Source organism: Acinetobacter sp. ANC_7634, from assembly GCF_056779875.1.
The window spans coordinates 218,203-240,403 of record NZ_JBWYIT010000003.1 but is presented as its reverse complement, the minus strand read 5'-3'; the positions used below and the strand labels follow the sequence as shown (position 1 = coordinate 240,403).

The window sequence follows — 22,201 nt, the reverse complement described above, 5'->3', positions numbered from 1 at the left end:
TGCGCGTTTGGTGACGACTGCACTGAATCAACTTGAAGCAACTGGTGGCAAATATGCATTGTGCTCTATGTGTATCGGTGTGGGTCAAGGCGTCGCTTTAATTATTGAAAAAGTTTAACAGCAATTTTTGGATAGACGCTTTATGGTGAAACACATGATGAAGCGTAATAGGGATAAGTTATGAGTCAGTTATATGCAAGTTTGTTTTATCAGAATGATGTAAATATCATATTTAGTGATGAAGCACTCGTAAAATATATGTTGCGTGCAGAGGTTGCACTGGCTCAATCTCAAGCTGAAGTTGGTGTTATTCCCTTAATTGCTGCTGAAACGATTCAACGTGTTGCAGAACAAGAAATTCATTCCATTATTAATTTTGATCATTTGGCACAGTCCAGTGGTCTCGCTGGCAATATTGCAATTCCATTCGTAAAGCAATTCACTGCTGCTGTGAAAAAAATCAATGAAGATGCTTCTCGTTATGTGCATTGGGGTGCGACCAGCCAAGATATCATTGATACGGCCTTTATGCTGCAAGCTCAAGATGCGTTACAGCTGATCGAAAAGCAACTTATCCAGGCTATTCAGGCAACTAAAAAACTGACGATTCAATACCGTGATCAGGTGATGATCGGACGTACATGGTTGCAACAAGGTTTACCGCTTACCTTTGGACATAAAACAGCACGGTGGCTCTCTAGTTTAGATCGAGATTTAAAGCGTGTTCAGCAGTTACAGCAACATGTCTTAACAGCGCAGTTAGGTGGTGCGGTAGGTACTTTAGCTTCATTAACTGAATATGGTTCGGCTGTAGTGAGTACCTACGCACAAAAACTTGGTTTAAATACACCCGTATGTACATGGCATGGGGAGCGAGATCGTGTAGCCGAAATTGCACATGTACTTGCAACGATTACAGGAAACTTGGGCAAGATGGCCCGTGACTGGTCACTCATGATGCAAACAGAAATTGCAGAAGTGTTTGAACCGAGTGGTGCTGGGCGTGGAGGGTCATCGACGATGCCTCATAAGCGTAATCCTGTTGCAGCTGCTTCAATTCTAGCCGCTGCAAATCGCGTCCCTGCATTAATGTCAAGTATCTACCAAAGCTTAGTACAAGAACATGAACGAAGTTTAGGTGCATGGCATGCTGAATGGCTAGCGTTACCAGAGTTATTTCAACTGACGGCGGGTAGTTTAAGTAGAGCAATCGATGTATTTACGGGATTAGAAGTAGATCCTGAAAATATGTTCAGAAATTTAGAGTGCACGCAAGGATTAATCATGGCTGAAGCACTGATGATGTCACTCGCACCTCAGATGGGTCGATTGAATGCACATCATCTTGTGGAAGCTGCTTGTAAGCAAGCAGTTACCGAACAACGACACTTACTCGATGTTGTACAAAATAATCCAGAAATATTAGCTATTTTTGATCTAGATCAACTCCGTCAGATTTTTAATCCGCAACATTATCTAGGAAATACTCAAGCACAAATAGATGCGGTACTAGAGAGCGTTCAAGGAAGTACACCATAATGACATTAATCAATAATCGTAATGGTCAGCAGCTTGCGGTCTATCGTTTTGGTGACGATACAAAACCAAGCATCATTTTTTCAAACTCACTGGGCACTGATCATGGCATGTGGCAAGCCCAAATTGATTATTTTTCCAAAGATTATGATGTGATTTGCTACGACACACGTGGTCATGGAAGAAGTAATGTCATTGAAAATACCACAATCATTGATTTAGCCAATGATGTCCTTGATGTACTCAATCATTTCTCTATAGAAAAAGCGCATTTTTGTGGTATCTCCATGGGGGGAGTTACTGGGATTCAATTAGGCATAATTGCACCAGAGCGTTTTAACTCTATTACGATTGCAAATTCAGCAGCAAAAATTGGAAATGCCGAGGCATGGTTGAGTCGTGCAGATGCGGTTGAACAAAATGGTTTGGCTGATATCGTCAGTACTACACATACGCGTTGGTTTAGTGAACAATTTGATTATTTACACGATGTGACAGCTCAAAAAACCATTCAGAGTTTGTCTGTCACTCAACCTAAAGGCTATGCAGCCTCTTGTCGTGCTTTAGCTCAGACGGATTTACGCAATCAACTTGGGAAAATTATTGTGCCTTGTTTGGCATTATGTGGCGGCTTAGATCCTGTGACCACAGTGAATGATGGTGAGTTTTTAAAACAACATATACCTGACTGTCAACTTGCAGTCATAGATGCATCGCATTTATCCAATATTGAGCGACCAGTTGAATTTAACCAAGCATTGCTTGCTTTTATTCAGTCTTAAGCACATCTGAACATCAAATAATTTCAATTTTAAAGAGGAACAACCTCATGAATGATGAAGAACGTTATAAGCAGGGGCTAGAAGTCCGTACTGAAGTCTTGGGTGAAGCCCATGTCGGGCGTTCACTTGAAAATTTAAATGAATTTAATGCTGATTTTCAAAACTTCATTAGTCGTTTTGCATGGGGTGAGGTTTGGTCACGACCAGGATTGCCAAGACATACACGTAGTTTGGTGACGATTGGAATCTTACTTGCATTGGGGCGTGAAGCAGAGCTCAGAATGCATATTCGTGCTTGTTTCAACAATGGCGTCACTAAAGATGATCTTAAAGAATTATTTTTGCATGCGTCTTTATATGCAGGACTTCCTGCAGCCAATGCTGCAATGCATATGGCAGAAGAAGTATTTGCAGAGTTAGGCATTTCGCCTGAGAAAATTAAATAAACGGACGATATTTTAAATTGAATAAGGAGAGATTCATGTCTCAAATTCTGATGGGTGCTTATGCACAGCGAAATACAGATGATCATCCACCAGCATATGCACCGGGGTATAAAACCAGTGTATTACGTTCCCCGAAAAATGCACTGATTTCGATTGCGCAAACATTAACCGAGGTTACTGCACCTCACTTTAGCGCAGAATTATTGGGTCCTAAAGACAATGATTTAATTTTAAATTATGCAAAAGATGGTTTACCTGTTGGTGAACGCGTCATTATTCATGGTTATTTACGTGATCAATTTGGTCGTCCTGTTAAAAATGCTTTGATTGAAGTATGGCAAGCGAATGCCTCAGGACGTTATCGCCATCCAAATGATCAGTATGTGGGAGCTATGGACCCTAACTTTGGTGGTTGCGGTCGAATGCTCACAGATGAAAATGGATTCTTCATTTTTAGAACGATAAAACCAGGACCTTATCCGTGGCGTAACCGTATCAATGAGTGGCGTCCAGCACATATCCATTTTTCTGTGATGGCAGATGGCTGGGCACAGCGTTTGATTTCCCAGTTTTATTTTGAAGGCGATACATTAATTGATAGCTGTCCAATTTTAAAAACTGTTCCTTCAGAACAACAGCGAAGAGCTTTAATTGCGCTCGAAGACAAGAGCAACTTTATTGAAGCAGATAGTCGTTGCTATCGTTTTGACATTACTTTACGTGGTCGTCGTGCGACATATTTTGAAAATGATTTGACTTGATAGGGAGCATCAGGATGAATGGCTGGAAATTTGAAGAATTACATGAAACACCATCTCAAACAGGTGGTCCATATGTCCATATTGGATTAATGCCTAATCAAGCTGGTATAGAAGTATTTGAGCATAGCTTCAATAATCAAATGGTGAAAGATGGCACTCAAGGTGAACGTATTCGCCTCGAAGGGCAAGTTTTTGACGGTTTGGGTTTACCACTTCGCGATGTACTCGTAGAAATTTGGCAAGCTGATGCCAATGGTGTTTATCCAAGTCAGCAGGATACGCAAGGGAAGCAGCCAGATCCAAACTTTTTAGGTTGGGGTAGAGCGGGTGCGGATTTTGACACTGGTTTTTGGAGCTTCGATACGATCAAACCAGGTGCTGTTCCTGGACGTAAGGGTTCACAGCAAGCACCACATATCGCGCTGGTTATTTTTGCGCGTGGTATCAATTTAGGTTTACATACTCGAGTTTACTTCGAGGATGAAGCTGAAGCGAATGCGAAAGACCCAATTTTGAATGGTATTGAGTGGGCGCCACGTCGTCAAACACTCATTGCTAAGCGTGAAGAGCGTGATGGTCAGATCGTTTATCGTTTCGATATTCGTATTCAAGGTGAAAATGAAACTGTATTCTTTGATATTTAAACTTTGAACAAGAAACAACAAAAGGTCAGTGATTTCACTGACCTTTTGTTGTTTCTATCAATAGATTTTGATGAAACAACTTATCTTAACAATACAAAGTTATATATTCGTGAGCATAAATTATTGAGGCTTTTTTTGTAAAACGACATATGGTGTATTTACTACGGATTTTTGTTTTAACTTATAGATGATGAAAATGGCAATAGCTGCTAAAACAAATGCAAAACCAAAATTTCCGTACAATTCTAAAGGCGAGTTCCCTAGGTCTAAAAAGTATCCCGCAATGATTGGAGAGAAAATACCACCAAAACGACCAACACCGGTTGCAATCCCCACGCCTGTTGATCGTACATCTGCCTCATAGAGCTGTGTAGAAATGGCATAGATTCCAGCTAAACAGCCATTAATAAAGAATCCTAGCGTTGTGGCAACGATGATTAATATATTTAAATTATCTGTATTGTTCACAAACAATAAAATACATACGTACGTGAGGATTAAAAAGGCAATTTGATTGAGGTATACGCTGACTTTAGAACTAAGAACACCAATGATAAAACTACCTAAAATACCACCCACGCTGATCATCATGGCAGTTTTAATAGATAATGAGTTATCTAGACCAGAACTATTGAGAATTTTAGGTGTCCAGCCCATCACGAAATAAAAACCAAAAAGAATAAAGAATATAGAAACCCATAATACAAGGGATTTAACTAAATACTTGTGGTTAAATATTTCTACGTAAGAAGACTTTTGATTTTCTACATATGCTTTGGGGAGTGTGAGAATTGGTTTTTTATGCATTTTAGAGAAAATTTGATTCAATTTTTCCAAAGCATGTTTTGGTTGTTTTAGTAATAAATAATCGATCGATTCTGGTAAAAATTTCAATGAGCAAAGAAAAGCAAATGTAGTAACGAATCCACCAATTAGAAATACTTGTCTCCAACCGATACTTTCTAAGCTATATACAGCAAGTAGTGCTCCGCTAATTGCTCCAATCCCATAACCGGCAGATAATATCCCAACACTAAAACTTTTATATTTAGTTGGAGAATATTCACTGGCCAAAATCATAGCACTGATTTGAACACCACCAATACCAACACCAGTGAAAAATCTGCACAGAACCAATTGCTTAAAATCGGTGGCAAATGCAGATGCAAACATGCTCAAACCACAGATTAATAGACAAAGATTAATCAAATTACGTCTACCGATTTTATCTGCGAGAGGTGCAAGTAAAAATGAACAGACGGTCATACCAATTAAACCAGCACTGATTAAAGTTCCTATATTAGTACCAGTTAATGAAAACTCATTGGCAACTGAACTTGCCAAATAAGCCATTATCATGAAATCGAATCCATCGATAATGTATAAAATAAAACAGAAAAAAACGACGAATTTTTGATATGAACTTATTTTTTCATTATCGACAAAGTCCTTTAATTTTAAGATATCCATTCTTTTTTAATCCTTATAGAACCATAAATGCAGCACTGGTTTTTGCCACTAACTTTCCATGCTGCCAAGCTTCACTTTCAATGCTTAAAATTTTACGTCCTTCTTTAATGAACCATGCTTTTGCCAATACTTCACCAACTTCACATGGTCTGAAGAAATCAATTGTTAAATTAATTGTGGCAGCTGGTTTTTCTGTTTGATTTAAGGCAGCTAAAATTCCCATTGCATCATCAAGCATGGCGCAGATCATGCCTCCTTCAACACTTCCCCTAGGATTAGTAAAACTTTCAAGAGCAATATATTGAACTGAAATTACTCGCTTTTCCTTGTCCCACTGAAGTTGATGACCACCTAATAAATGATGAATAGGGGGTAAATTAGATAAAACTTGTTCGTCCATTGAAAAGTACTCCTTTTAATATTTATTTCACTGTAAATGCATCATAGATCACGGCTTTTCCGAGACGCATTGCACTTCCAACTGCAATTGTCTGATTTAGCCATGCATATTTTTCTGAGCTAGTTTCAAACTGCATGGTTAACTTGAAGTAATATTGAGTGGGATTAACATCTTCGCCACGACTTAATTGTTCTAGTACTTGTGGTGAAGCATGGCGATAACCTTTAGTTTGTAAATAAATCAGAGCACCATCATCAGTTTCTAATAAATAGCGCGTATCTATATATGCCAAACCTTTGCTATCGACCTTTTGCCAATCTGCACCATTGTTAAGAATACGCCCCTTCAAACTTGGTCCAGAAAAAGTTCCTCCAGTGATTGGGATAATGCGTCTTTGCCCTAAATCTGAAGTTTTACCGAGTTCCCAAACTGGGGCTGTGAGTTCAACATTGAATGTCGCAAGGGGTTCAAGTTTTATGGGTTGTGGTGAATATTGGGTATTTGCCAAACTTAATGTAGTGGTGGTATAGACCAATAAGCCGATTAAATATTTCATACTTATTATCCTTAGAGAGGGTAGGGTTCCTCAGTAAAGAACCCTTTTGTTATTATTTAAATTTCCACGTGTAATCAATATTGATACGAGTTTCATTGGCTGGCTTAATATTGGCGGTAATTGGCATATCATTATCGTAGATCGCGTAACGCGCGCGTAAACCTAAATTTTTTAGTGGGCCATTTTGAACTATGTAAGCTAGATCAAAATCCAATTCATCTTCCGAAAAATCTGTACCACCCAACTGTGGTGCGTAAATATTGCTACCATGGGTATAGCGGGTCATAAAACGAAGACCTGGAATATAGTCTTTAAAATCGTATTCATAACGCAGGCTATAAACACGCTCTTTCGCATTCAAAAACTCACCAGTCCAAGTATCAATTGCTAGTCCAGTTTCTCCTCCAGTTAAGTACGGAAAAGCAGTATCTCCAAAGTGGTGAAATGTAGAAAAGATAAACTTATGGTTTTGGTGTTGAAGTTCTGAATGGCTATGAAGTAAATGATTGTCAACTAAACCCGCTTTAGCAGTCCCATCTTCATCGCTAATGTAGTAACGCAACTGTGTTGTAAAAGTGGATTGATTAGAGATTGGATATTTATAGGTTATGCCTAACAACGATTGGCGATATAAGTCGTTAACATCCATATGAAATGCAGTCAACCGCAATGGATTATGAGTTAAGTCATAATGTCCACCTAAGTAATACAAATAATCTGTTTCTTCAGAAATATAACGACCATTTACTCCAGAGATTTTTATAGCTTCATAATTTGTAGAATCACGTTGATTGACTTCATCAATATAGGATGCTTGGAGATCCAGACCTTGAATATCTTTAGATTGAACTGCAACACCTCGATACGTTTGAGGTAAAAGTCGTGCTGGAGAGCCGACTAAAACAGGAGTCATGGGTTGAAGAGTCCCTATACGTACCTCGGTTTCAGAAACTTTAGCTTTTAAAGTGACTCCAACTTCACCATATTGATCTGCAGGCTCATTGGTTGCCAAGGAACGAATTAAGTTTCCTGTACCTCCATATTTAGCATCAGCATCCAGTTTAAAACCTGCAGTCGCTAATAGATCTAAACCAAAACCAATCGTTCCATCGGTGAATCCAGATTGCGCTTTAAAGATAAATCCTTGTGTCCAGTCTCTTAATGCGGGGTATCTATTGTCAACTTTAAAGTCACGGTCAAAGTAGAAGTTACGTGCAGTTAATTCGACTTTACTTTGGTCGATAAAATTATTTGCAAATACTGGAGCGGTACATAATAGAAGTGGTGTGATCCATAATTTTTTCATCTTTATTTCATCCTGAAATAGTATTAATACATAGAGGTAATCTTTGTGTTATTTTCCTAAAAGTTCTCTTGCAACGATTTCTTTCATAATTTCATTGGTTCCCCCATAAATTTTTTGAACACGTGCATCGACATAAAATCGAGATATTGGATATTCCCGCATGTATCCATATCCCCCGAACAATTGCAGAAGTTGATCAATGACTTCACATTGGGTATCAGTGATGAAGCATTTCAATGCCGCAACTTCGCTTACATCCAATACTCGCTGTTGATAAAGCGACTTACATTTTTCGACAAAGGCTTCGGCTGCTAGAGTTTTAATTTTGGCTTGAGCGATTACAAAACGAGTATTTTGAAATTGTGCAATTGATTGTCCAAAAGCTTTACGTTCGAGGACATATTCTTGAGTCATTTCTAAAGCACCTTGCAAAGCGCCTAATGCCATGAGAGAAATACTCAAACGCTCACGTGGAAGTTCTTGCATGAGATAGCTAAAGCCTTGACCTTCCTGACCTAATAATTGGTCTTTAGGAACTCTGACTTGGTCAAAAAATAATTCGGCAGTGTCTTGAGATTGAAGTCCAATTTTTTTTAGACCACGACCTTTTTTTACTCCATCTAAATGAGCATCCACCAATAAAATCGAAATACCTTTAGCTCTTGCTTGAGGATCAGTTTTAGCAACTAAAACTATGAGATCTGCATGTTGACCATTCGATATAAACGTTTTTGAGCCATTTACCACATAATGATCGCCATCTAATAAGGCTTGAGTGCGGATGGCTTGTAGGTCTGAACCTGCATTGGCTTCAGTCATTGCAATAGCTGTAACAACTTCACCGGATACCATTTTAGGTAACCAATATTGTTTTTGATCTTCACTTCCAATATTCTGGATATAGGGTGAAACAAGCTCACTCTGACCACCGATTGCAACGGCTAACGCAGAGAAGCCCGCTCGAGCAGTTTCTTGAACGATCATTTGTGAATAATATATCGGTGCGCCGTAACCTCCATATTGTTCAGGCACATCGACGCATAAAAATCCATTTTGTCCAAGTTGATCCCAAACTTGTCGAGGCATGAGTCCTTGCTCTTCCCATGACTCATAATATGGGGCGACAAACTCTGCTAGGAAGCGTCGATAATTGTCCCGAAACAGCTCAAAATCACTATCTTTCTGCATAGCGTTATCCTAATTTTGAATGCAACTGTCTAAGCAGCGTTTGACTAAACGCTGCTGAATAAAAAAGTTGAGTTAATTTCTAAGGGTTGGAATGCGAATAATGAGTGGATTATTGATGTTTTTTTCGTATAACTCTTCCACCATTGCTATGCGACGTTTCAAGATACCACTTTGATTGAGATTGCCTTTATCAGTGGTTTCTCCTGCATCAAGAAGTGGAGGTTCAATCATGAGATAAAGCATCGAAACGGTATTTGAACTACCTGTCGCATCTTTGTTGAAATCAATTAAAAACTGCTTGAACCACTGTTGAACTTTAGGGTGTAGAAGCACCTCTTTAGCACCAACTAGACTTAAATCTAATCCTGCATACTCAGCGCAATCTGCAATTTTGGGAAATATTAAAAATCCAATCGCACTTAAATTAGAACCAGTAATACAAACATCTTGAATAAATCGATTACCTGTAATGAGAACTTTATTGCGTAAAGTTCCAACATTGACAAAGGTACCTGTATTTAACTTAAAATCTTCAGCTATACGGCCATCATACATGAGTCCCTGACTCGGGTCGGATGGATCCACTAATTTCACTGCATCCCCGGTGCGATAAAAGCCTTCATCATCAAAGATATTAGCTTGTTGTTCCATAGGTAGACGCCAGTAATGTTTCATGACATTTTTACCACGAACACAAAACTCAAGTTTGTCACCATAGGGAACTAATTTAACTTCGCAACCTGGAGCTGGATATCCAATGAACCCAGCCATTACTTTGGGACCAGTTGTAAACACACATGATGGTGCAGTCTCAGTCATCCCCAAACCGCTCATGATACGAATACGTTCTCCACAGTGTGACTGCGCGATTTGGTCAAGTCTGTTCCAACCAGCTTCTGATAGTGCAGCACCAGCAAAAAACAAAATTTTAACTCGACTAAAAAATTTTTCACGTAACTCAGCATCTTGTTCAAGTGCTACGGTTATTTCTTCCCATCCTTTAGGAACGTTTAAATACACAGTAGGTGCAATTTCCTTAAGATTCCTGATGGTTTCTTGCATCTTTCCTGGAACTGGCTTGCCGTCATCAATATAAATTGTGCCGCCGTTATATAGTGCGATTCCTACATTATGACTGCCACCAAAAGTATGATGCCATGCTAACCAATCAACTAATACTGGGGGGGTCTCTTCAAACTCAGGGAAGGTCTGAAGCAGCATCTGTTGATTGGTACATAGCATTAGATGCGTTGTAGGTACCGCTTTCGGCATTTTAGTTGAGCCAGATGTAAATAGAAATTTCGCTATTTGATGTTCATCAATGGTTTCATAATGATCTTTAATATCACTAATTTCAGAGCAGAGGAGTGAAGAGAAAGCAAGGCAATTTTTCTCACCAAATTTTCCAGAATTCGTAACGATCACAATATCATCTGTATCACAGCAATGTTCAATCGCTTTAGCAAAAGCTTGACCATCATTAGCAAAAACCAAACCTGGTGTTAGAATATCAAACACATGTTTGAGCTTGCCAAAATCCTTAGAAATAAGTGAATAGGCAGGAGAAATTGCAGAGAATGGAATTCCTGCAAGCATTGCTCCCATTGACAAAGTAAGATGCTCTAGATCATTTCCAGATAGAATGACAATAGGACGTTCAGTTGAAAGATGTGAATATTGTTTCAAACTTTGTGCAATACGCCATGCTCGATCTAATGTTTCTGCGTATGTAAGCTTAATCCATTCATCATCATGACCACGTTTTGCTGCGAATACACGATCGGGATGTGTTTGAGCATATTGAATTAAACGGTCAGTAATTTTTTGTGGGTATGGTTTAAGTTGTTCTTTTGGGGAAATATACAAAGTGCCATTTTTAGATTGAAACTCAATCTCGTGACTGCCTAATTTAACAAATCGCTCAGGATATTTATGCGTATGAACCGTCATATTCGACATTGTTTTCACTCCATGTATTTTTAGCTATTCTTTTCCAACGAAAAGAGCTGACTTCATGTCAACTCTTTGAAATATTCGTTAAATAGGGTAGTGACGAGTTTTGGTTTGCATGGTGATCCAACGCAGCTCAGTGAACTCTGCAACTGAGACTTTACTTCCAAATCGTCCATAACCACTTTGTTTCACGCCACCAAAAGGCATTTGCGCTTCATCATGAACGGTTGCACCATTAATATGACAAATACCTGATTCGATACGTTTAGCAACATCTAGAGCTAGGGATAAATCTTGACTAAAAACTGCTGCAGATAATCCAAATTCTGAGTCATTTGCTAAATCGATTGCTTCATCAACAGTTTTAAAACGTTGAACGGTGCACACAGGACCAAAAGACTCTTCGGCATAAATCTGCATATCTTTAGTGACGTCAACTACGATAGTAGGTTGCATCATAGCACCATCAATGCTTAAACCTAGTGGTAAATATGCACCTTTTTCACGTGCATCTTCAATTAAATTTTTGATTCTTGTTGCAGCTTTTAAACTTTCTAGAACGCCCAGGGGTTCTTGACTCTCAAGTGGATTTCCTGCTCTGATATTCTGAACTTTATTGATCAATTTTTCGATGAATTGGTCTGCAATTTTTTCATCCACAAGAACACGCTCTGTCGACATACAGATCTGTCCCTGATTGAAAAAAGCGCCGAAACTGATGGCATTAACGGCTTCGTCCAGGTCCGCTTGCTCCAATACAATGACCGGTGCTTTGCCACCAAGTTCCAGCAACACTGGTTTGAGGTATTTCGCTGCAGTTTGTGCAATTATTCGTCCTACATGCGTTGAACCTGTAAAATTAATTCTTTTAGTCAATGGATGACTGATTAAACGCTCTACAATCTGTGGAGCATCTTGCGGAGCATGAGTAATGACATTGACAACACCATCGCCAATACCTGCTTCATGAAGTACTTCCCCAATTAATCGATGTGTTGCAGGGCAAGCTTCAGATGCTTTAAGTACGACTGTATTCCCACAAGCCAGAGGCATCGCTAAGGCACGAGTGGCTAAGATAACAGGAGCATTCCACGGCGCCATACCAACGATGACACCACATGGAACGCGAACACCCATAGCGATATTGCCAGGAACATCTGATGGAATAATATTTCCATCAATTTGTGTAGTCATGGCTGCCGCTTCTCTCAGCATATTGGCAGCAAGATGGACATTAAAGCCATACCACGTCGCAGTTGAACCTATTTCATGTATTGCAGTTTGAATAAACTGTTCAGTTTTTTGATCCATCAAATCTGCAGCTTTAAGCAATTTTAAACGTCGGTCTGTTGGTGATAGAGCAGACCAAGTTTTGAATGCTTCATGCGCTGACTCAATTGCACGATCAACATCGCTTAAAGTCGCTGCTGCACTCGTTGATGCGATTGAGCCATTAATTGGACTGATTCTTTCAAAAGTTTGTCCTGAACTTGCTGCAACAGATTGGCCGTGAATAAGTAACTGTACGTTTTGCATGGTGAATGTTTCCTTACATGTCCATCATGACGAAAAAAGTAGATTCTGCTTAAGCAGGACGTTTATAAGTTTGAAGACCTGGTTTGATTGTTTTGTCATCCAAGAATTGCTTCATACCTTGTGCACGACCACCTTCATCATCACGGTAGTTGCATTGATCCAGTTTGGCGTATAAGTAATCTTCGTTTTGCTCCCAAGTCAGCTCACGACAGCGTTTAAAACCATTCTTCGCAGTACGCAGTACAACTGGATTCTTTTCAAGCAAATTATTTGCCAATTCAGTTACTTCTGCACGTAATTGTGCAAGTGGAACGCTCTTGTTTACTAAGCCCATATTTGCAGCTTCAACACCAGAGAAGGTTTTGCCTGTCATGATGTAGTACATAGAAGCACGATGACCAACTGTATCAGCCATAGCTTTGCTCACTAAGTTACCTGGAGGAATTCCCCAATTCACTTCAGACAAGCCAAATGTAGCTTCATCTGCTGCAATGGCTAGATCACATGCGACTAGTGGTGAGAATCCACCACCGAAGCACCAGCCGTTTACCATTGCAATCGTTGGTTTTGAATAAAAACGAAGTAAATGCCATTGCCAACGTGATGCATCACGACGAATTCGTTCTTGGAAAATTTCTGGCTGGCTGTCAACCTCACGGAAGTACTCTTTCAAGTCCATACCTGCTGTCCAAGAATCCCCAGCACCAGTGAGTACCAAAACACCTGCTTCTGGATCGAGTTCAAGCGTTTCAAGTACATCAATCATTTCTTTATTTAAGGTTGGACTCATCGCATTTTTCTTTTCTGGGCGATTTAAAGTGACCCAAGCAATGCCAGCTTCAACTTTTACATCTACAGTGGACCAGCGATTTTGATAAGACATGATAAGCTCCTTAGTGTTTGTTTTATGTCCTGATGAAATTAAGATAATATCAGTTAAACTTACATACAAGTGTTTTTTTGAATTTTTTATAGAATTTTTATAATCTATTGATATTTAATAAAATAATATTTTAAATGAATTTTATTTAAAAAAAAATATTGATTATTTTATAAGTTTAGGTGATATTTTTTGAGTTGCCTGGACGGAGGCAATACATAGGATGTGTATTTTTTTAAAAGTATTTTAAAAGCTCTAAAAGGGACAATAAAAAATGGAACAAAGTGTAAGTAGTAAGACTAAAGCTACGCTTACACTCGTACTGTGTTTCGCTATCGCTGTATTTGAAGGTTTCGATCTTCAATCAATGGGCGTAGCAGCACCACGGATGCGAGCAGAGTTTGGCTTAGATAATACTCAAATGGCATGGGCATTTAGCGCGGCAATCTTGGGTACTTTACCTGGTGCATTATTAGGAGGTCGTTTCGCTGATAAAATTGGGCGTAAGGCAGTTCTATTGACCAGTATTTTAATTTTTGGAGTGATGTCAGTTCTAACGGCATATGCTTCTGATTATACACTGCTTTTAATCATTCGTTTCTTGACTGGCTTAGGGATGGGTGGCGCTTTACCAATGATGATCACCATGGCATCTGAGGCAGTATCAGAGAAACATAAAGGCATTGCAGTCAGTATTATGTATAGCGGTATTCCATTTGGTGGAATGTTGACATCATTCGTGGCAATGGGTTTAGCTGGTGATGCGCAATGGAGACATATCTTCTACATTGGTGGCTTCGCGCCAATTCTTTTAATCCCTTTGCTAATGAAATATTTGCCAGAGTCTAAAGACTATTTAACAGCGACGAAGAATAAAACTTCTACCCCATTCTTTGAAGTGTTGTTTGCAAAAGAACGGCGTTTTTCCACGATTCAAATTTGGATCAGTTTTTTCTTTACGTTAGTTGTTTTATATTTTTTACTCAACTGGTTGCCACTATTGATGGGTGCACAAGGTTTAGGAAAAACAGAGGCGAACTATGTTCAAATTGGTTACAACATCGGTGGTATCTTCGGGTCGATTCTCATGGGAACTTTACTTGATAAGATTCGCATGAGTACTGTAATTAAATTTATATATATTGGTATCTTGTTATCACTGTGCTGTCTTGCAATCTCACCAACTGTTGCCTTACTTGTATTGTCTGCTGTGGGTTGTGGTCTATTTATTGTAGGTGGCCAATCAGCGCTCTACGGATTGGCAGCGATGTTCTATCCAACAGAAATGCGTGGCACGGGTGTAGGCGCTGCAGTCGCAGTAGGGCGTATAGGATCTTTTGCAGGGCCCCTATTTGCTGGCATGCTACTGTCGTTAGGTTCTAGTTCAGCAATGGTCATTGGTGCAAGTATTCCACTGATTTTATTTGCAGCTATTGCGGCATTAATGCTTGTACGCAAACCACGTCCAGAGCAGTCTGATGCTGTTCTAAATATAACTACACGTTAAACATATGTTAAAAGTATGATTACGACAGTAGTCATACTTTTGTTCATCTATTAAGGAATATAAAATGTCAGAAGTTAATCATTCGATTCCGACACTGAGCTATATAATTGCAAGGGTTGATCGTATTGTGAGTAAACTGTTAACTGAACGTTTAAAAGACTTAGATATCACCTTATCTCAGTTTACAGCATTGTCAGTTATCGCTGCGAAAGGCAATCTATCTAATGCAAAACTTGCAGAACGTTCATTTATTAAACCGCAATCTACCAATAAAATTCTACAAGATTTACAAAACCAGGATTGGATCAGTAGAGCTTCAGATCCCTCACATGGACGAAGAATTTTAATTAATGTAACGCCTAAAGGATTTGAAAAACTCGAACAATGTCGAAACATTGTTAATGAGATAGAACAAAAAATGTTAGATGGGGTAGATATCCATTTAGCTTATTTAATTCGAAACAATCTAGAGTTAATGGCAACCAATCTTCAAAAAATAAATATTGATGATACGAACTCATAATCACCTCAGTTATCAAAAATAGAATAGTGAATTTCCGGCCTAAAAGAGTCCTTTAAGTCAACAGAGATTGATATTCCAAATCTGACTCGTTAGGATCAATCATGATCAAAAAAATTGAGTAGTTATATGTCTTCAGGGCAGCAAGTGTTAATTGAACTTCGAAAAATGATTATTTCTGGGGAGATTGCAGGAGGTTCTCGTTTGGCTGAAATTCCGACTGCTGAAATGCTAGGTGTATCGCGTCAACCTATTCGAATGGCTTTTCGGCTTTTAGAGCAAGAAGGCTTACTCGTTAAAAATCCAACTCGAGGCTATACTGTTCGAGAAATTTCATCCAAATTAGTTCATGATGCGTTGCATGTACGTGGCGTTTTAGAAGGTCTTGCTGCAAAAACGCTTGCTGAAAAAGGCATGACGTTAGATCAACATCAAACACTTTTGAATTGTATTACGCAAATTGATTCCATATTCAATAAACCAGAATTAACAAGCGATGATTTAGAAACCTACCATCATTACAACACTATTTTTCACAATACTATTATTCAAGGCTCGGATAATGTCGCAATTGTGCAAGCACTCAGTAAAAACAATCAGTTACCTATGGCATCTGCACAAGCACTGACTTATGATAAAAATAATGCGCTGTCTGAAATTCGTCGTTTGCAATATGCGCATATCCAACACTGCTCAATATTCAATGCATTAAAGCAACAAGACTCAGCACGCGCTGAAAGTTTAATGCGTGAGCATAGTCATGTGGTTACTTTAGGGGAGACTATGCGTTCAATATTTCATACAGATGGGTCTATATAAAAAACCCTTCAATTAATGAAGGGCTACACTTGAAAATCTATCGATCCAAATTAAACATCAATGATAATTCGTTGAGATTTGGCTCTTGAGCAACAAGGTGTGAATTGATCATTTGCAGCTTGTTCCTCTTCAGTTAAATACATATCTCTGTGATCAATTTCACCTTCAACTACATCTACTAAGCAAGTGCCACAAATACCTTGTTCACAAGATAAAGGGATACAGATTCCAGCATGTTCTAAAGCTTGTGCTGCAGATTGATCAGCTGCGACATGAATACGTTGCCCTGTTTTTAAAATCTCAATTTCAAAACTGCCATCTTGACTGGTATCAATAGCTTGTGCGCTGAAATGCTCTTTATGTACTTGATGACTAGGCCAAGAGAGCGTATCTGCGGTATGGATCACATAGTTCATAAAACCATCTGGGCCACATACATAAATATGATGATCGATATGAGGAGAGGCAAAGACTGTATTCAAAAGAATATGTGTTTCAGGTTCATCATCAATATGGATGTGGACGGAATCTCCTAGAGCCTCTAAATCTTGTTGGAATGCAATAGAAGCTCTCGTTTTCACAAAATACAGTAATTGGAAGGGCTGATTATTGCGTTTAAGCTCTTTAGCCATTGCTAAGATAGGAGTGATACCGATTCCACCTGCACACAAATATGCATATTCTGTCTCAGGAACCAAGGCAAACAAATTTCGTGGTTCACTAATCTTGAGCTGCTGACCCTCACGAAGTTGTTCATGAATAAATTTAGAACCACCACGTGATAAAGGATCATTCAGGACACCAATGACGTAACGGTGCTGCTCTGAACTACAATTTGCCAAAGAATACTGTCTAATTAATTGATTACCTAAGTGCACATCAATATGTGCACCGGCTTGAAAAGCTGGTAATAATTCACCATGGGTGTTTACCAGTTCGAAAGATAAAATGTGTTCATTATGACGATAAATCTTCTGAATAGTCACATCCATGTGAGTATCGCTCCTTGGTAAAATGAAAAACTGATAAAATGTGGGTTTACTTTAAACAACATTTAAAGTTGTAATTTTCTGCTCATCATTCGTTTGCTCTAAGCTGATCAAGCGGTCTATTACTTTTCGAGATTGAACACCGCCTGCATCAATATTCAGCATCAGCAATTTACGATCAGGATGTCTCAATAAATTCTGTTGCTGTTGTTCAAGCATATCTAAATCTTCCGAGAAAATTTTGCCCTGTCCCTCACGAATTTGGTTAGTTAATTCGATGTTGTCGGGTTGGAAGTGTCGAGCCATTCCCCAGAAATACCAGTGAGACGTTTCCGTTTCGGGGGTAATAAAATCTACAACGATTGAAGACACTTTTTTATTTTCCGGTGCGTTGTAACCACCATGTCCTGCGTGGGCAACACCAACTTCAATATGAACATTGCTAGGTGCATGAAAGTGACAAATTTGCCAACGGTCTACTAGAACATCTGCAGCGAGATTATTACCTTTTAGAGCCATTTGCCAAAATGGAGGTGCATAAATGTTTTCCATATGACGTTCAGTCACAACGTGGTCACCATCAACACGAGTGGTTGGTGCAGCTTCATCAATTTCTTTTTGACCAATGCTGTTTGCATGAACATATGTTTCATGGGTAAGATCCATTAAGTTATCAATCATCAAACGGTAATCACAATTGATGTGGAATAGTCCACCACCATAGGCCCATTCTGGATTTTCAGCCCACTCTAAAGTTGGGAGTTGATCTTCACTTGCAAGCGATTGGTCTCCTGGCCATACCCAAATAAAGCCAAATTTTTCAATTGCGCGATAGCTTTTATTGCAAGGAAAGCCACGTACACGTTGCCCAGGCATTGAAACCGTTTTACCGTCACATCCCATCACTAACCCATGATAACCACAGACCAGTTGACCATCTTCAACAAAGCCTAATGACAAAGGTGCACCGCGATGTGGGCAAAAATCTTCAACGGCATGTATTTGGTTTTCTTTACCACGATAAAAAACCATTTTTTCACCGCAAATTTGTCTTCCTAGAGGCTTATCTTGTACTTCTTCAGGTCGTGCCGCCACATACCAAGCATTTTTTACAAACATGAGTTGATCTCCTTATCAATTGGATCCAATAATTCTATTTTTTAGATAAAAAGTCAATAATGATCTTTAAAAATAAATATTTTGGATCCATTTTTGAGAGAGCATTTAAATAATAATTATTGTTGAGCAAAAATGATGGCAAATCACCATCCAAGAATATGGCGAAATTGATTCATTGTCAGAGAGGGCACGAGGGTTAATTTATTAAACAAAAAATACTTAAACTTGATGGATTATTGGGATTTTATTTTTAGCTTCATTAGAAAATTAAAATTGACCTAATTTTTTCATTTGACGACGACGTCTCGTGAGCCCCAAGATTTCTTGGCGATCTTGAATTTCTTGAGCAGAATAAGGAAGCGTCTGTTGCAATGCTTCGAGTTGAAGATGACTGTTTTCAATGAGGAAGCAATCATGCTCAACTGGCCATGCACTGGTAATGGGTTTGCGTTTACGGGAATAGTTCATGGTTAAATTATAAAATTTGAGATATGAATAGTGTAGATGCGTATCAAGTTAAACGACAAAACATGTCGTAATGATTTAGAACACTAAGATTTTAAACCCTATTTTAATGAGACCTTTTAATATGCTTTTAAGTGATATTGATTAAGTAAAATTACCTAGATTTACACGGTTTACATAACATGTGGATTTTGAAATGAGTTGTTACGTTTCGTGCCATCGCTCTACTGGTTTTTAAGTTAATATTTTAAAAGTTAAAACTTAATAACACCAAGAAAATTAACAATAAAAATAAAGAAATAATCATTTCTGTAATGAACGATTCAATGAATAATCATCGGAATGAGTAAAAAATATGATGCTAATCGTGGTGTGTTTTGCTTTGGTCAGTTGCTATGCCGTATGGCGACTATTATTACAACCTAAATTGATTATGGGGAATACGCAGAGGCACTTTGATTTAACAAAACTCCTCAAGCCTACTGATCTCAGCCAGCCGGCGCGCTTGGTGTATGATACGGATTCTGTCGAAGATATTCGTATGTTTGATGAGGTTGCAAAATTACTGTTTGAGAAACGTGTAAATCATCGTGATATCAAGTTTGCTCAGCAAATTCAATATGAGTTTTTGAACAAGATGCCATCACGAACTTTATGTCAGATCAATCAATTTGATTTAGGTGAGTGGTCGATTTTATGGGAATATCGTAATCAATCCCTTGAATACTATGTGAGTCAATATGGCATCATGTATCGACATACTGACGCACAAGGGGTAGAGCATCAATCTGACTTTATTCAGTAATTTAGAATTTAATCATTAACTAAATTGAGATAATTTTGGAGCATGTCATCCCAAATTTTTTCTGCGCCTTTTTTGAAATATCCCATGTGTCCAATTGCAGGCATTTGATACTGTTTGGCTGTGATATCAATGTAGCGCATATCAGCAGAACGATAATGTTGCATAAAGGCTTGCCTCGAATTTGGGAGAGCCCAATCATCATCTAATGCTGAAACAGCATAAATTTTGGTTTTAACACTTGCATATTGTGCTTTTAAATCTTGTTGCTCGGGGTCAGCGAAAAAATATAACGGATTTTTGCACCAACGACGCCACTGTTGATATACCCCTAAAGGCAGATCAGAGCCCATATTGAATTTACTCCAAGGTAAATAACCTGTGACTGCGACAATGGGTGGAAACACAATACTCCACATCACGGATACTTTGAATCTTTCTTTGAACGGCATATATCCTGCCCAACCTGCACCTGTACCGTAGCAACACATGGCACTGACTTGATGATGATTAGGGGTAAGTCCCAAGGCTTGACCACCATAAGAGTGTGCAGTCACAAATAAGGGGAAAGTATCGCTAGAAAAGTATTCAATGGCACCAGCGAGATCAAGTTTCCCCCAATCCAAATAACTCATTTTAAAACCTTTGAGTTGTGCTGGAGATGATGCCCCCACACCACGATAATCAAAGGTTAGCACTTCAAAACCACGTTCTGCAGCATACTCTGCAAATCTGCGATAAAAAGGTTGGGGAACCGCTGTCGCTGAAGCCACAATAATACGTGCAACAGTCTTCACACCAGATGATAGGTAGCGAGTGCCGGTGAGCATATAGTTATCTAAGGCAGGAAACTGAACTTGAGTTTTATTGATGCTTCTTGGCATCTGGTTCACATTTGGAATAGCTTGCATGTCTATATTTCCCGATATTGAACTATTGACCTTTAAAGCGAGGTTGACGTTTTTCGCTCATTGCTCGCATACCTTCGACTGCATCTTCAGATTGTATTAGTGGAAGAAGATGAGTCTTTAACTGATTAAAAGCGTACTGCTCATCATGTGAAATCGCTTCGTGAGCAGCCGTCAAGGTGGCTTGAACAGCGAGTGGAGCAGCTGAAGCGATGGATTCGGCAAGTTCAATGGCACGGTCAAGCGGATCTTGTTCTGTTACTTCAGTAATCAAATGAAGTCGATATGCAGTTGCAGCATCAAAAAAATCCCCCGTCAATAAGTAGCGCATTGCATTAGACCAACCTGCAGTTTTAACGAAGCGTGAAGTTGCTCCGCCAAAGGGGAGGATGCCACGTTGCACTTCAAGTTGAGTAAATTGGGTATTTTGATGGGCAATACAGATATCGGCATTCAACATCAATTCTATTCCAGCAGTAAAACAATACCCCTTCACAGCGACAACGACTGGTTTTTTTCGTTTACGACCAGTCGTGCCCCATGGGTTAATCAGATTCATATCTTCCGAAAATATACCATCTGACATACGCGGCTGAAGCTCAAGCAGATCTAATCCTGCCGTGAAGTGCTCTCCATGTGCATAAATCACAGCACAGCGTAAATCAGACTGGTCTTCATAGGTGGTAAGTGCTTGTGAAAGTTCATCAATCATATGACTGTCGAATGCATTGCGCTTCGCAGCACGGTTTAAACCAATCAACATCAGATGATTGCGAATTTCAATGGTTATTCTAGTCGTTTGAGTTGTATTCATCATTATTATTTTCCATTGAGGATATTCTATTTTTAGAGGAGTTTAATGGTTAGGTCAAAACTGTGCAGTTCAAATTGAACAGCGCTAAGTCGTGTTCGTTAAGAATCATGTATGGTGCCATTCAATATGCGTTAGGATAGGCGTATCAAATAAACCACGATCATTTTAAGTAGTGTATGAGCCTTTTAGAAATTATTTCAGTATTGATTAGTGTATTGGGTGTAACCCTCACTATTCGCCGTAATATTTGGTGTTGGCCTGTGAATCTCGTGGCTTATGGCTTATATGCAAAGTTATTTTATGATTATCAACTCTATGGTGAAACGATATTGCAATGCGTGTTTATCGGTTTAGGTGTGTATGGGTGGTGGATATGGAAAGCTCAGTTTAAACAACAAGAGCAACTTGCCATCAATCGTATTCAAGGGTTGAGAATTATCAAACATGTGTTTTTTACAATGTTGGCAGGATTTATTTTTGGTTTAGGTCTGGATTATTTTACGGATGCTTCCATTCCTTATTTAGATGCTCAATTGGCAAGTTTAAGTCTGCTCATTACATATTGGACGTCAAAACGATATTTGGAAATTTGGCCTGCTTGGATCGCGGTGGATATCATCTATATCATGATGTTTATGTATAAAGATCTATATTTGACGGCTGGGCTTTATACCGCATTTACTGTTTTAGCATTCTTAGGTTATCTTCAGTGGAAGAAAAAATATCAACTTCAACAGCAAACCGTCTACTCAATCTAAAGCATTTGCATCCATGGACATTGATTTGAATGATTCGATCTG

General features: G+C 38.9%; 24 protein-coding genes. 11 read left to right on the top strand and 13 right to left on the bottom strand.

Annotation, left to right across the window (positions count from 1 at the left end; genetic code table 11):
• The 6 genes from AC1M9A_RS06140 to pcaG all read left to right on the top strand — a co-directional run.
• Positions 1-118: hypothetical protein (locus AC1M9A_RS06140; protein WP_481609859.1), on the top strand; the 118-nt coding region annotated here is incomplete at its 5' end.
• A gap of 62 nt (positions 119-180) precedes the next feature.
• Positions 181-1,539: a 3-carboxy-cis,cis-muconate cycloisomerase gene (pcaB, locus tag AC1M9A_RS06135; RefSeq protein ID WP_481609855.1), complete on the top strand. Its 1,359-nt coding sequence runs from the start codon at positions 181-183 to the stop codon at positions 1,537-1,539.
• Entirely contained in the window at positions 1,536-2,318 is a 783-nt protein-coding gene (pcaD, locus tag AC1M9A_RS06130) for a 3-oxoadipate enol-lactonase (RefSeq protein ID WP_481595889.1), read from the top strand. Before pcaB ends, pcaD begins: the two co-directional genes overlap by 4 nt.
• A gap of 47 nt (positions 2,319-2,365) precedes the next feature.
• The gene (pcaC, locus tag AC1M9A_RS06125; protein WP_035269644.1) at positions 2,366-2,764 is read left to right on the top strand and encodes a 4-carboxymuconolactone decarboxylase; all 399 of its coding nucleotides are present in this window, start codon (positions 2,366-2,368) and stop codon (positions 2,762-2,764) included.
• 35 nt (positions 2,765-2,799) lie between these two features.
• On the top strand, positions 2,800-3,525 hold the full coding sequence (pcaH, locus tag AC1M9A_RS06120) for a protocatechuate 3,4-dioxygenase subunit beta (protein WP_481609854.1): 726 nt from the start codon (positions 2,800-2,802) through the stop codon (positions 3,523-3,525).
• A gap of 14 nt (positions 3,526-3,539) precedes the next feature.
• Positions 3,540-4,169: a protocatechuate 3,4-dioxygenase subunit alpha gene (gene pcaG, locus AC1M9A_RS06115; RefSeq protein WP_092766915.1), complete on the top strand. Its 630-nt coding sequence runs from the start codon at positions 3,540-3,542 to the stop codon at positions 4,167-4,169.
• A 120-nt stretch (positions 4,170-4,289) separates the two neighbouring features.
• Here the strand turns inward: pcaG and AC1M9A_RS06110 are convergent, their stop codons facing one another.
• The 8 genes from AC1M9A_RS06110 to AC1M9A_RS06075 all read right to left on the bottom strand — a co-directional run bounded on the left by AC1M9A_RS06110 (position 4,290) and on the right by AC1M9A_RS06075 (position 13,461).
• Positions 4,290-5,639 carry an MFS transporter gene (locus tag AC1M9A_RS06110; protein WP_481609853.1) on the bottom strand — a complete coding sequence of 450 codons (1,350 nt, stop codon included), beginning with the start codon at positions 5,637-5,639 and terminating at the stop codon, positions 4,290-4,292.
• A 13-nt stretch (positions 5,640-5,652) separates the two neighbouring features.
• A complete protein-coding gene (locus tag AC1M9A_RS06105; RefSeq protein ID WP_481609852.1) occupies positions 5,653-6,039 on the bottom strand; it encodes a PaaI family thioesterase in 387 nt (128 codons plus the stop codon).
• Between the two features lie 22 nt (positions 6,040-6,061).
• Complete coding sequence (locus AC1M9A_RS06100; protein WP_481609851.1) at positions 6,062-6,595, bottom strand: DUF3237 domain-containing protein; 534 nt, start codon at positions 6,593-6,595, stop codon at positions 6,062-6,064.
• A gap of 52 nt (positions 6,596-6,647) precedes the next feature.
• Complete coding sequence (locus tag AC1M9A_RS06095; RefSeq protein ID WP_481609850.1) at positions 6,648-7,901, bottom strand: OprD family outer membrane porin; 1,254 nt, start codon at positions 7,899-7,901, stop codon at positions 6,648-6,650.
• A 48-nt stretch (positions 7,902-7,949) separates the two neighbouring features.
• Positions 7,950-9,089 (bottom strand): acyl-CoA dehydrogenase family protein, encoded by a 1,140-nt coding sequence (locus tag AC1M9A_RS06090; RefSeq protein ID WP_481609849.1) that lies wholly within the window; start codon positions 9,087-9,089, stop codon positions 7,950-7,952.
• Between the two features lie 72 nt (positions 9,090-9,161).
• Complete coding sequence (locus AC1M9A_RS06085) at positions 9,162-11,048, bottom strand: feruloyl-CoA synthase (RefSeq protein WP_481609848.1); 1,887 nt, start codon at positions 11,046-11,048, stop codon at positions 9,162-9,164.
• A gap of 78 nt (positions 11,049-11,126) precedes the next feature.
• Positions 11,127-12,578 carry an aldehyde dehydrogenase gene (locus AC1M9A_RS06080; protein WP_481588861.1) on the bottom strand — a complete coding sequence of 484 codons (1,452 nt, stop codon included), beginning with the start codon at positions 12,576-12,578 and terminating at the stop codon, positions 11,127-11,129.
• A 49-nt stretch (positions 12,579-12,627) separates the two neighbouring features.
• On the bottom strand, positions 12,628-13,461 hold the full coding sequence (locus AC1M9A_RS06075; protein WP_035270071.1) for a p-hydroxycinnamoyl CoA hydratase/lyase: 834 nt from the start codon (positions 13,459-13,461) through the stop codon (positions 12,628-12,630).
• 271 nt (positions 13,462-13,732) lie between these two features.
• On the opposite strand from AC1M9A_RS06075, the gene mhpT reads away from it, so the two are divergent.
• From mhpT to AC1M9A_RS06060, 3 genes are all read left to right on the top strand, one after another.
• The gene (gene mhpT / locus AC1M9A_RS06070; RefSeq protein WP_481607516.1) at positions 13,733-14,965 is read left to right on the top strand and encodes a 3-(3-hydroxy-phenyl)propionate transporter MhpT; all 1,233 of its coding nucleotides are present in this window, start codon (positions 13,733-13,735) and stop codon (positions 14,963-14,965) included.
• A 64-nt stretch (positions 14,966-15,029) separates the two neighbouring features.
• Positions 15,030-15,488 (top strand): MarR family winged helix-turn-helix transcriptional regulator, encoded by a 459-nt coding sequence (locus AC1M9A_RS06065; RefSeq protein ID WP_092766907.1) that lies wholly within the window; start codon positions 15,030-15,032, stop codon positions 15,486-15,488.
• 126 nt (positions 15,489-15,614) lie between these two features.
• The gene (locus tag AC1M9A_RS06060; RefSeq protein WP_035269117.1) at positions 15,615-16,304 is read left to right on the top strand and encodes a GntR family transcriptional regulator; all 690 of its coding nucleotides are present in this window, start codon (positions 15,615-15,617) and stop codon (positions 16,302-16,304) included.
• Positions 16,305-16,354: 50 nt separating this feature from the next.
• Here AC1M9A_RS06060 and AC1M9A_RS06055 read toward each other — a convergent pair whose 3' ends face one another.
• The 3 genes from AC1M9A_RS06055 to AC1M9A_RS06045 all read right to left on the bottom strand — a co-directional run bounded on the left by AC1M9A_RS06055 (position 16,355) and on the right by AC1M9A_RS06045 (position 18,880).
• On the bottom strand, positions 16,355-17,296 hold the full coding sequence (locus AC1M9A_RS06055; protein WP_481595800.1) for a PDR/VanB family oxidoreductase: 942 nt from the start codon (positions 17,294-17,296) through the stop codon (positions 16,355-16,357).
• 51 nt (positions 17,297-17,347) lie between these two features.
• Positions 17,348-18,412, bottom strand: coding sequence for an aromatic ring-hydroxylating dioxygenase subunit alpha (locus AC1M9A_RS06050; RefSeq protein ID WP_035269112.1), 1,065 nt, complete (start codon positions 18,410-18,412; stop codon positions 17,348-17,350).
• Positions 18,413-18,679: 267 nt separating this feature from the next.
• The gene (locus tag AC1M9A_RS06045; RefSeq protein WP_035269110.1) at positions 18,680-18,880 is read right to left on the bottom strand and encodes a hypothetical protein; all 201 of its coding nucleotides are present in this window, start codon (positions 18,878-18,880) and stop codon (positions 18,680-18,682) included.
• A gap of 352 nt (positions 18,881-19,232) precedes the next feature.
• Between AC1M9A_RS06045 and AC1M9A_RS06040 the strand changes: the two genes are divergently transcribed.
• Positions 19,233-19,682, top strand: coding sequence for a hypothetical protein (locus AC1M9A_RS06040; RefSeq protein ID WP_051586611.1), 450 nt, complete (start codon positions 19,233-19,235; stop codon positions 19,680-19,682).
• Positions 19,683-19,690: 8 nt separating this feature from the next.
• Here the strand turns inward: AC1M9A_RS06040 and AC1M9A_RS06035 are convergent, their stop codons facing one another.
• Both AC1M9A_RS06035 and AC1M9A_RS06030 read right to left on the bottom strand, forming a co-directional pair.
• Entirely contained in the window at positions 19,691-20,590 is a 900-nt protein-coding gene (locus AC1M9A_RS06035) for an alpha/beta hydrolase family protein (RefSeq protein WP_481607520.1), read from the bottom strand.
• Between the two features lie 22 nt (positions 20,591-20,612).
• Complete coding sequence (locus tag AC1M9A_RS06030) at positions 20,613-21,404, bottom strand: crotonase/enoyl-CoA hydratase family protein (protein ID WP_481588868.1); 792 nt, start codon at positions 21,402-21,404, stop codon at positions 20,613-20,615.
• Between the two features lie 173 nt (positions 21,405-21,577).
• On the opposite strand from AC1M9A_RS06030, the gene pnuC reads away from it, so the two are divergent.
• Entirely contained in the window at positions 21,578-22,159 is a 582-nt protein-coding gene (pnuC, locus tag AC1M9A_RS06025; protein ID WP_481609847.1) for a nicotinamide riboside transporter PnuC, read from the top strand.
• Positions 22,160-22,201 lie beyond the last annotated feature (42 nt).

What these genes read in the sequence shown, in the direction of transcription:
- pcaB (WP_481609855.1), top strand. Translation starts at nt 181, where the DNA reads ATGAGTCAGTTATATGCAAGTTTGTTTTATCAGAATGATGTAAATATC.
- pcaC (WP_035269644.1), top strand. Translation starts at nt 2,366, where the DNA reads ATGAATGATGAAGAACGTTATAAGCAGGGGCTAGAAGTCCGTACTGAA.
- pcaH (WP_481609854.1), top strand. Translation starts at nt 2,800, where the DNA reads ATGTCTCAAATTCTGATGGGTGCTTATGCACAGCGAAATACAGATGAT.
- pcaG (WP_092766915.1), top strand. Translation starts at nt 3,540, where the DNA reads ATGAATGGCTGGAAATTTGAAGAATTACATGAAACACCATCTCAAACA.
- AC1M9A_RS06110 (WP_481609853.1), bottom strand. Translation starts at nt 5,639, where the DNA reads ATGGATATCTTAAAATTAAAGGACTTTGTCGATAATGAAAAAATAAGT.
- AC1M9A_RS06105 (WP_481609852.1), bottom strand. Translation starts at nt 6,039, where the DNA reads ATGGACGAACAAGTTTTATCTAATTTACCCCCTATTCATCATTTATTA.
- AC1M9A_RS06100 (WP_481609851.1), bottom strand. Translation starts at nt 6,595, where the DNA reads ATGAAATATTTAATCGGCTTATTGGTCTATACCACCACTACATTAAGT.
- AC1M9A_RS06095 (WP_481609850.1), bottom strand. Translation starts at nt 7,901, where the DNA reads ATGAAAAAATTATGGATCACACCACTTCTATTATGTACCGCTCCAGTA.
- AC1M9A_RS06090 (WP_481609849.1), bottom strand. Translation starts at nt 9,089, where the DNA reads ATGCAGAAAGATAGTGATTTTGAGCTGTTTCGGGACAATTATCGACGC.
- AC1M9A_RS06085 (WP_481609848.1), bottom strand. Translation starts at nt 11,048, where the DNA reads ATGTCGAATATGACGGTTCATACGCATAAATATCCTGAGCGATTTGTT.
- AC1M9A_RS06080 (WP_481588861.1), bottom strand. Translation starts at nt 12,578, where the DNA reads ATGCAAAACGTACAGTTACTTATTCACGGCCAATCTGTTGCAGCAAGT.
- AC1M9A_RS06075 (WP_035270071.1), bottom strand. Translation starts at nt 13,461, where the DNA reads ATGTCTTATCAAAATCGCTGGTCCACTGTAGATGTAAAAGTTGAAGCT.
- mhpT (WP_481607516.1), top strand. Translation starts at nt 13,733, where the DNA reads ATGGAACAAAGTGTAAGTAGTAAGACTAAAGCTACGCTTACACTCGTA.
- AC1M9A_RS06065 (WP_092766907.1), top strand. Translation starts at nt 15,030, where the DNA reads ATGTCAGAAGTTAATCATTCGATTCCGACACTGAGCTATATAATTGCA.
- AC1M9A_RS06060 (WP_035269117.1), top strand. Translation starts at nt 15,615, where the DNA reads ATGTCTTCAGGGCAGCAAGTGTTAATTGAACTTCGAAAAATGATTATT.
- AC1M9A_RS06055 (WP_481595800.1), bottom strand. Translation starts at nt 17,296, where the DNA reads ATGGATGTGACTATTCAGAAGATTTATCGTCATAATGAACACATTTTA.
- AC1M9A_RS06050 (WP_035269112.1), bottom strand. Translation starts at nt 18,412, where the DNA reads ATGTTTGTAAAAAATGCTTGGTATGTGGCGGCACGACCTGAAGAAGTA.
- AC1M9A_RS06045 (WP_035269110.1), bottom strand. Translation starts at nt 18,880, where the DNA reads ATGAACTATTCCCGTAAACGCAAACCCATTACCAGTGCATGGCCAGTT.
- AC1M9A_RS06040 (WP_051586611.1), top strand. Translation starts at nt 19,233, where the DNA reads ATGATGCTAATCGTGGTGTGTTTTGCTTTGGTCAGTTGCTATGCCGTA.
- AC1M9A_RS06035 (WP_481607520.1), bottom strand. Translation starts at nt 20,590, where the DNA reads ATGCAAGCTATTCCAAATGTGAACCAGATGCCAAGAAGCATCAATAAA.
- AC1M9A_RS06030 (WP_481588868.1), bottom strand. Translation starts at nt 21,404, where the DNA reads ATGATGAATACAACTCAAACGACTAGAATAACCATTGAAATTCGCAAT.
- pnuC (WP_481609847.1), top strand. Translation starts at nt 21,578, where the DNA reads ATGAGCCTTTTAGAAATTATTTCAGTATTGATTAGTGTATTGGGTGTA.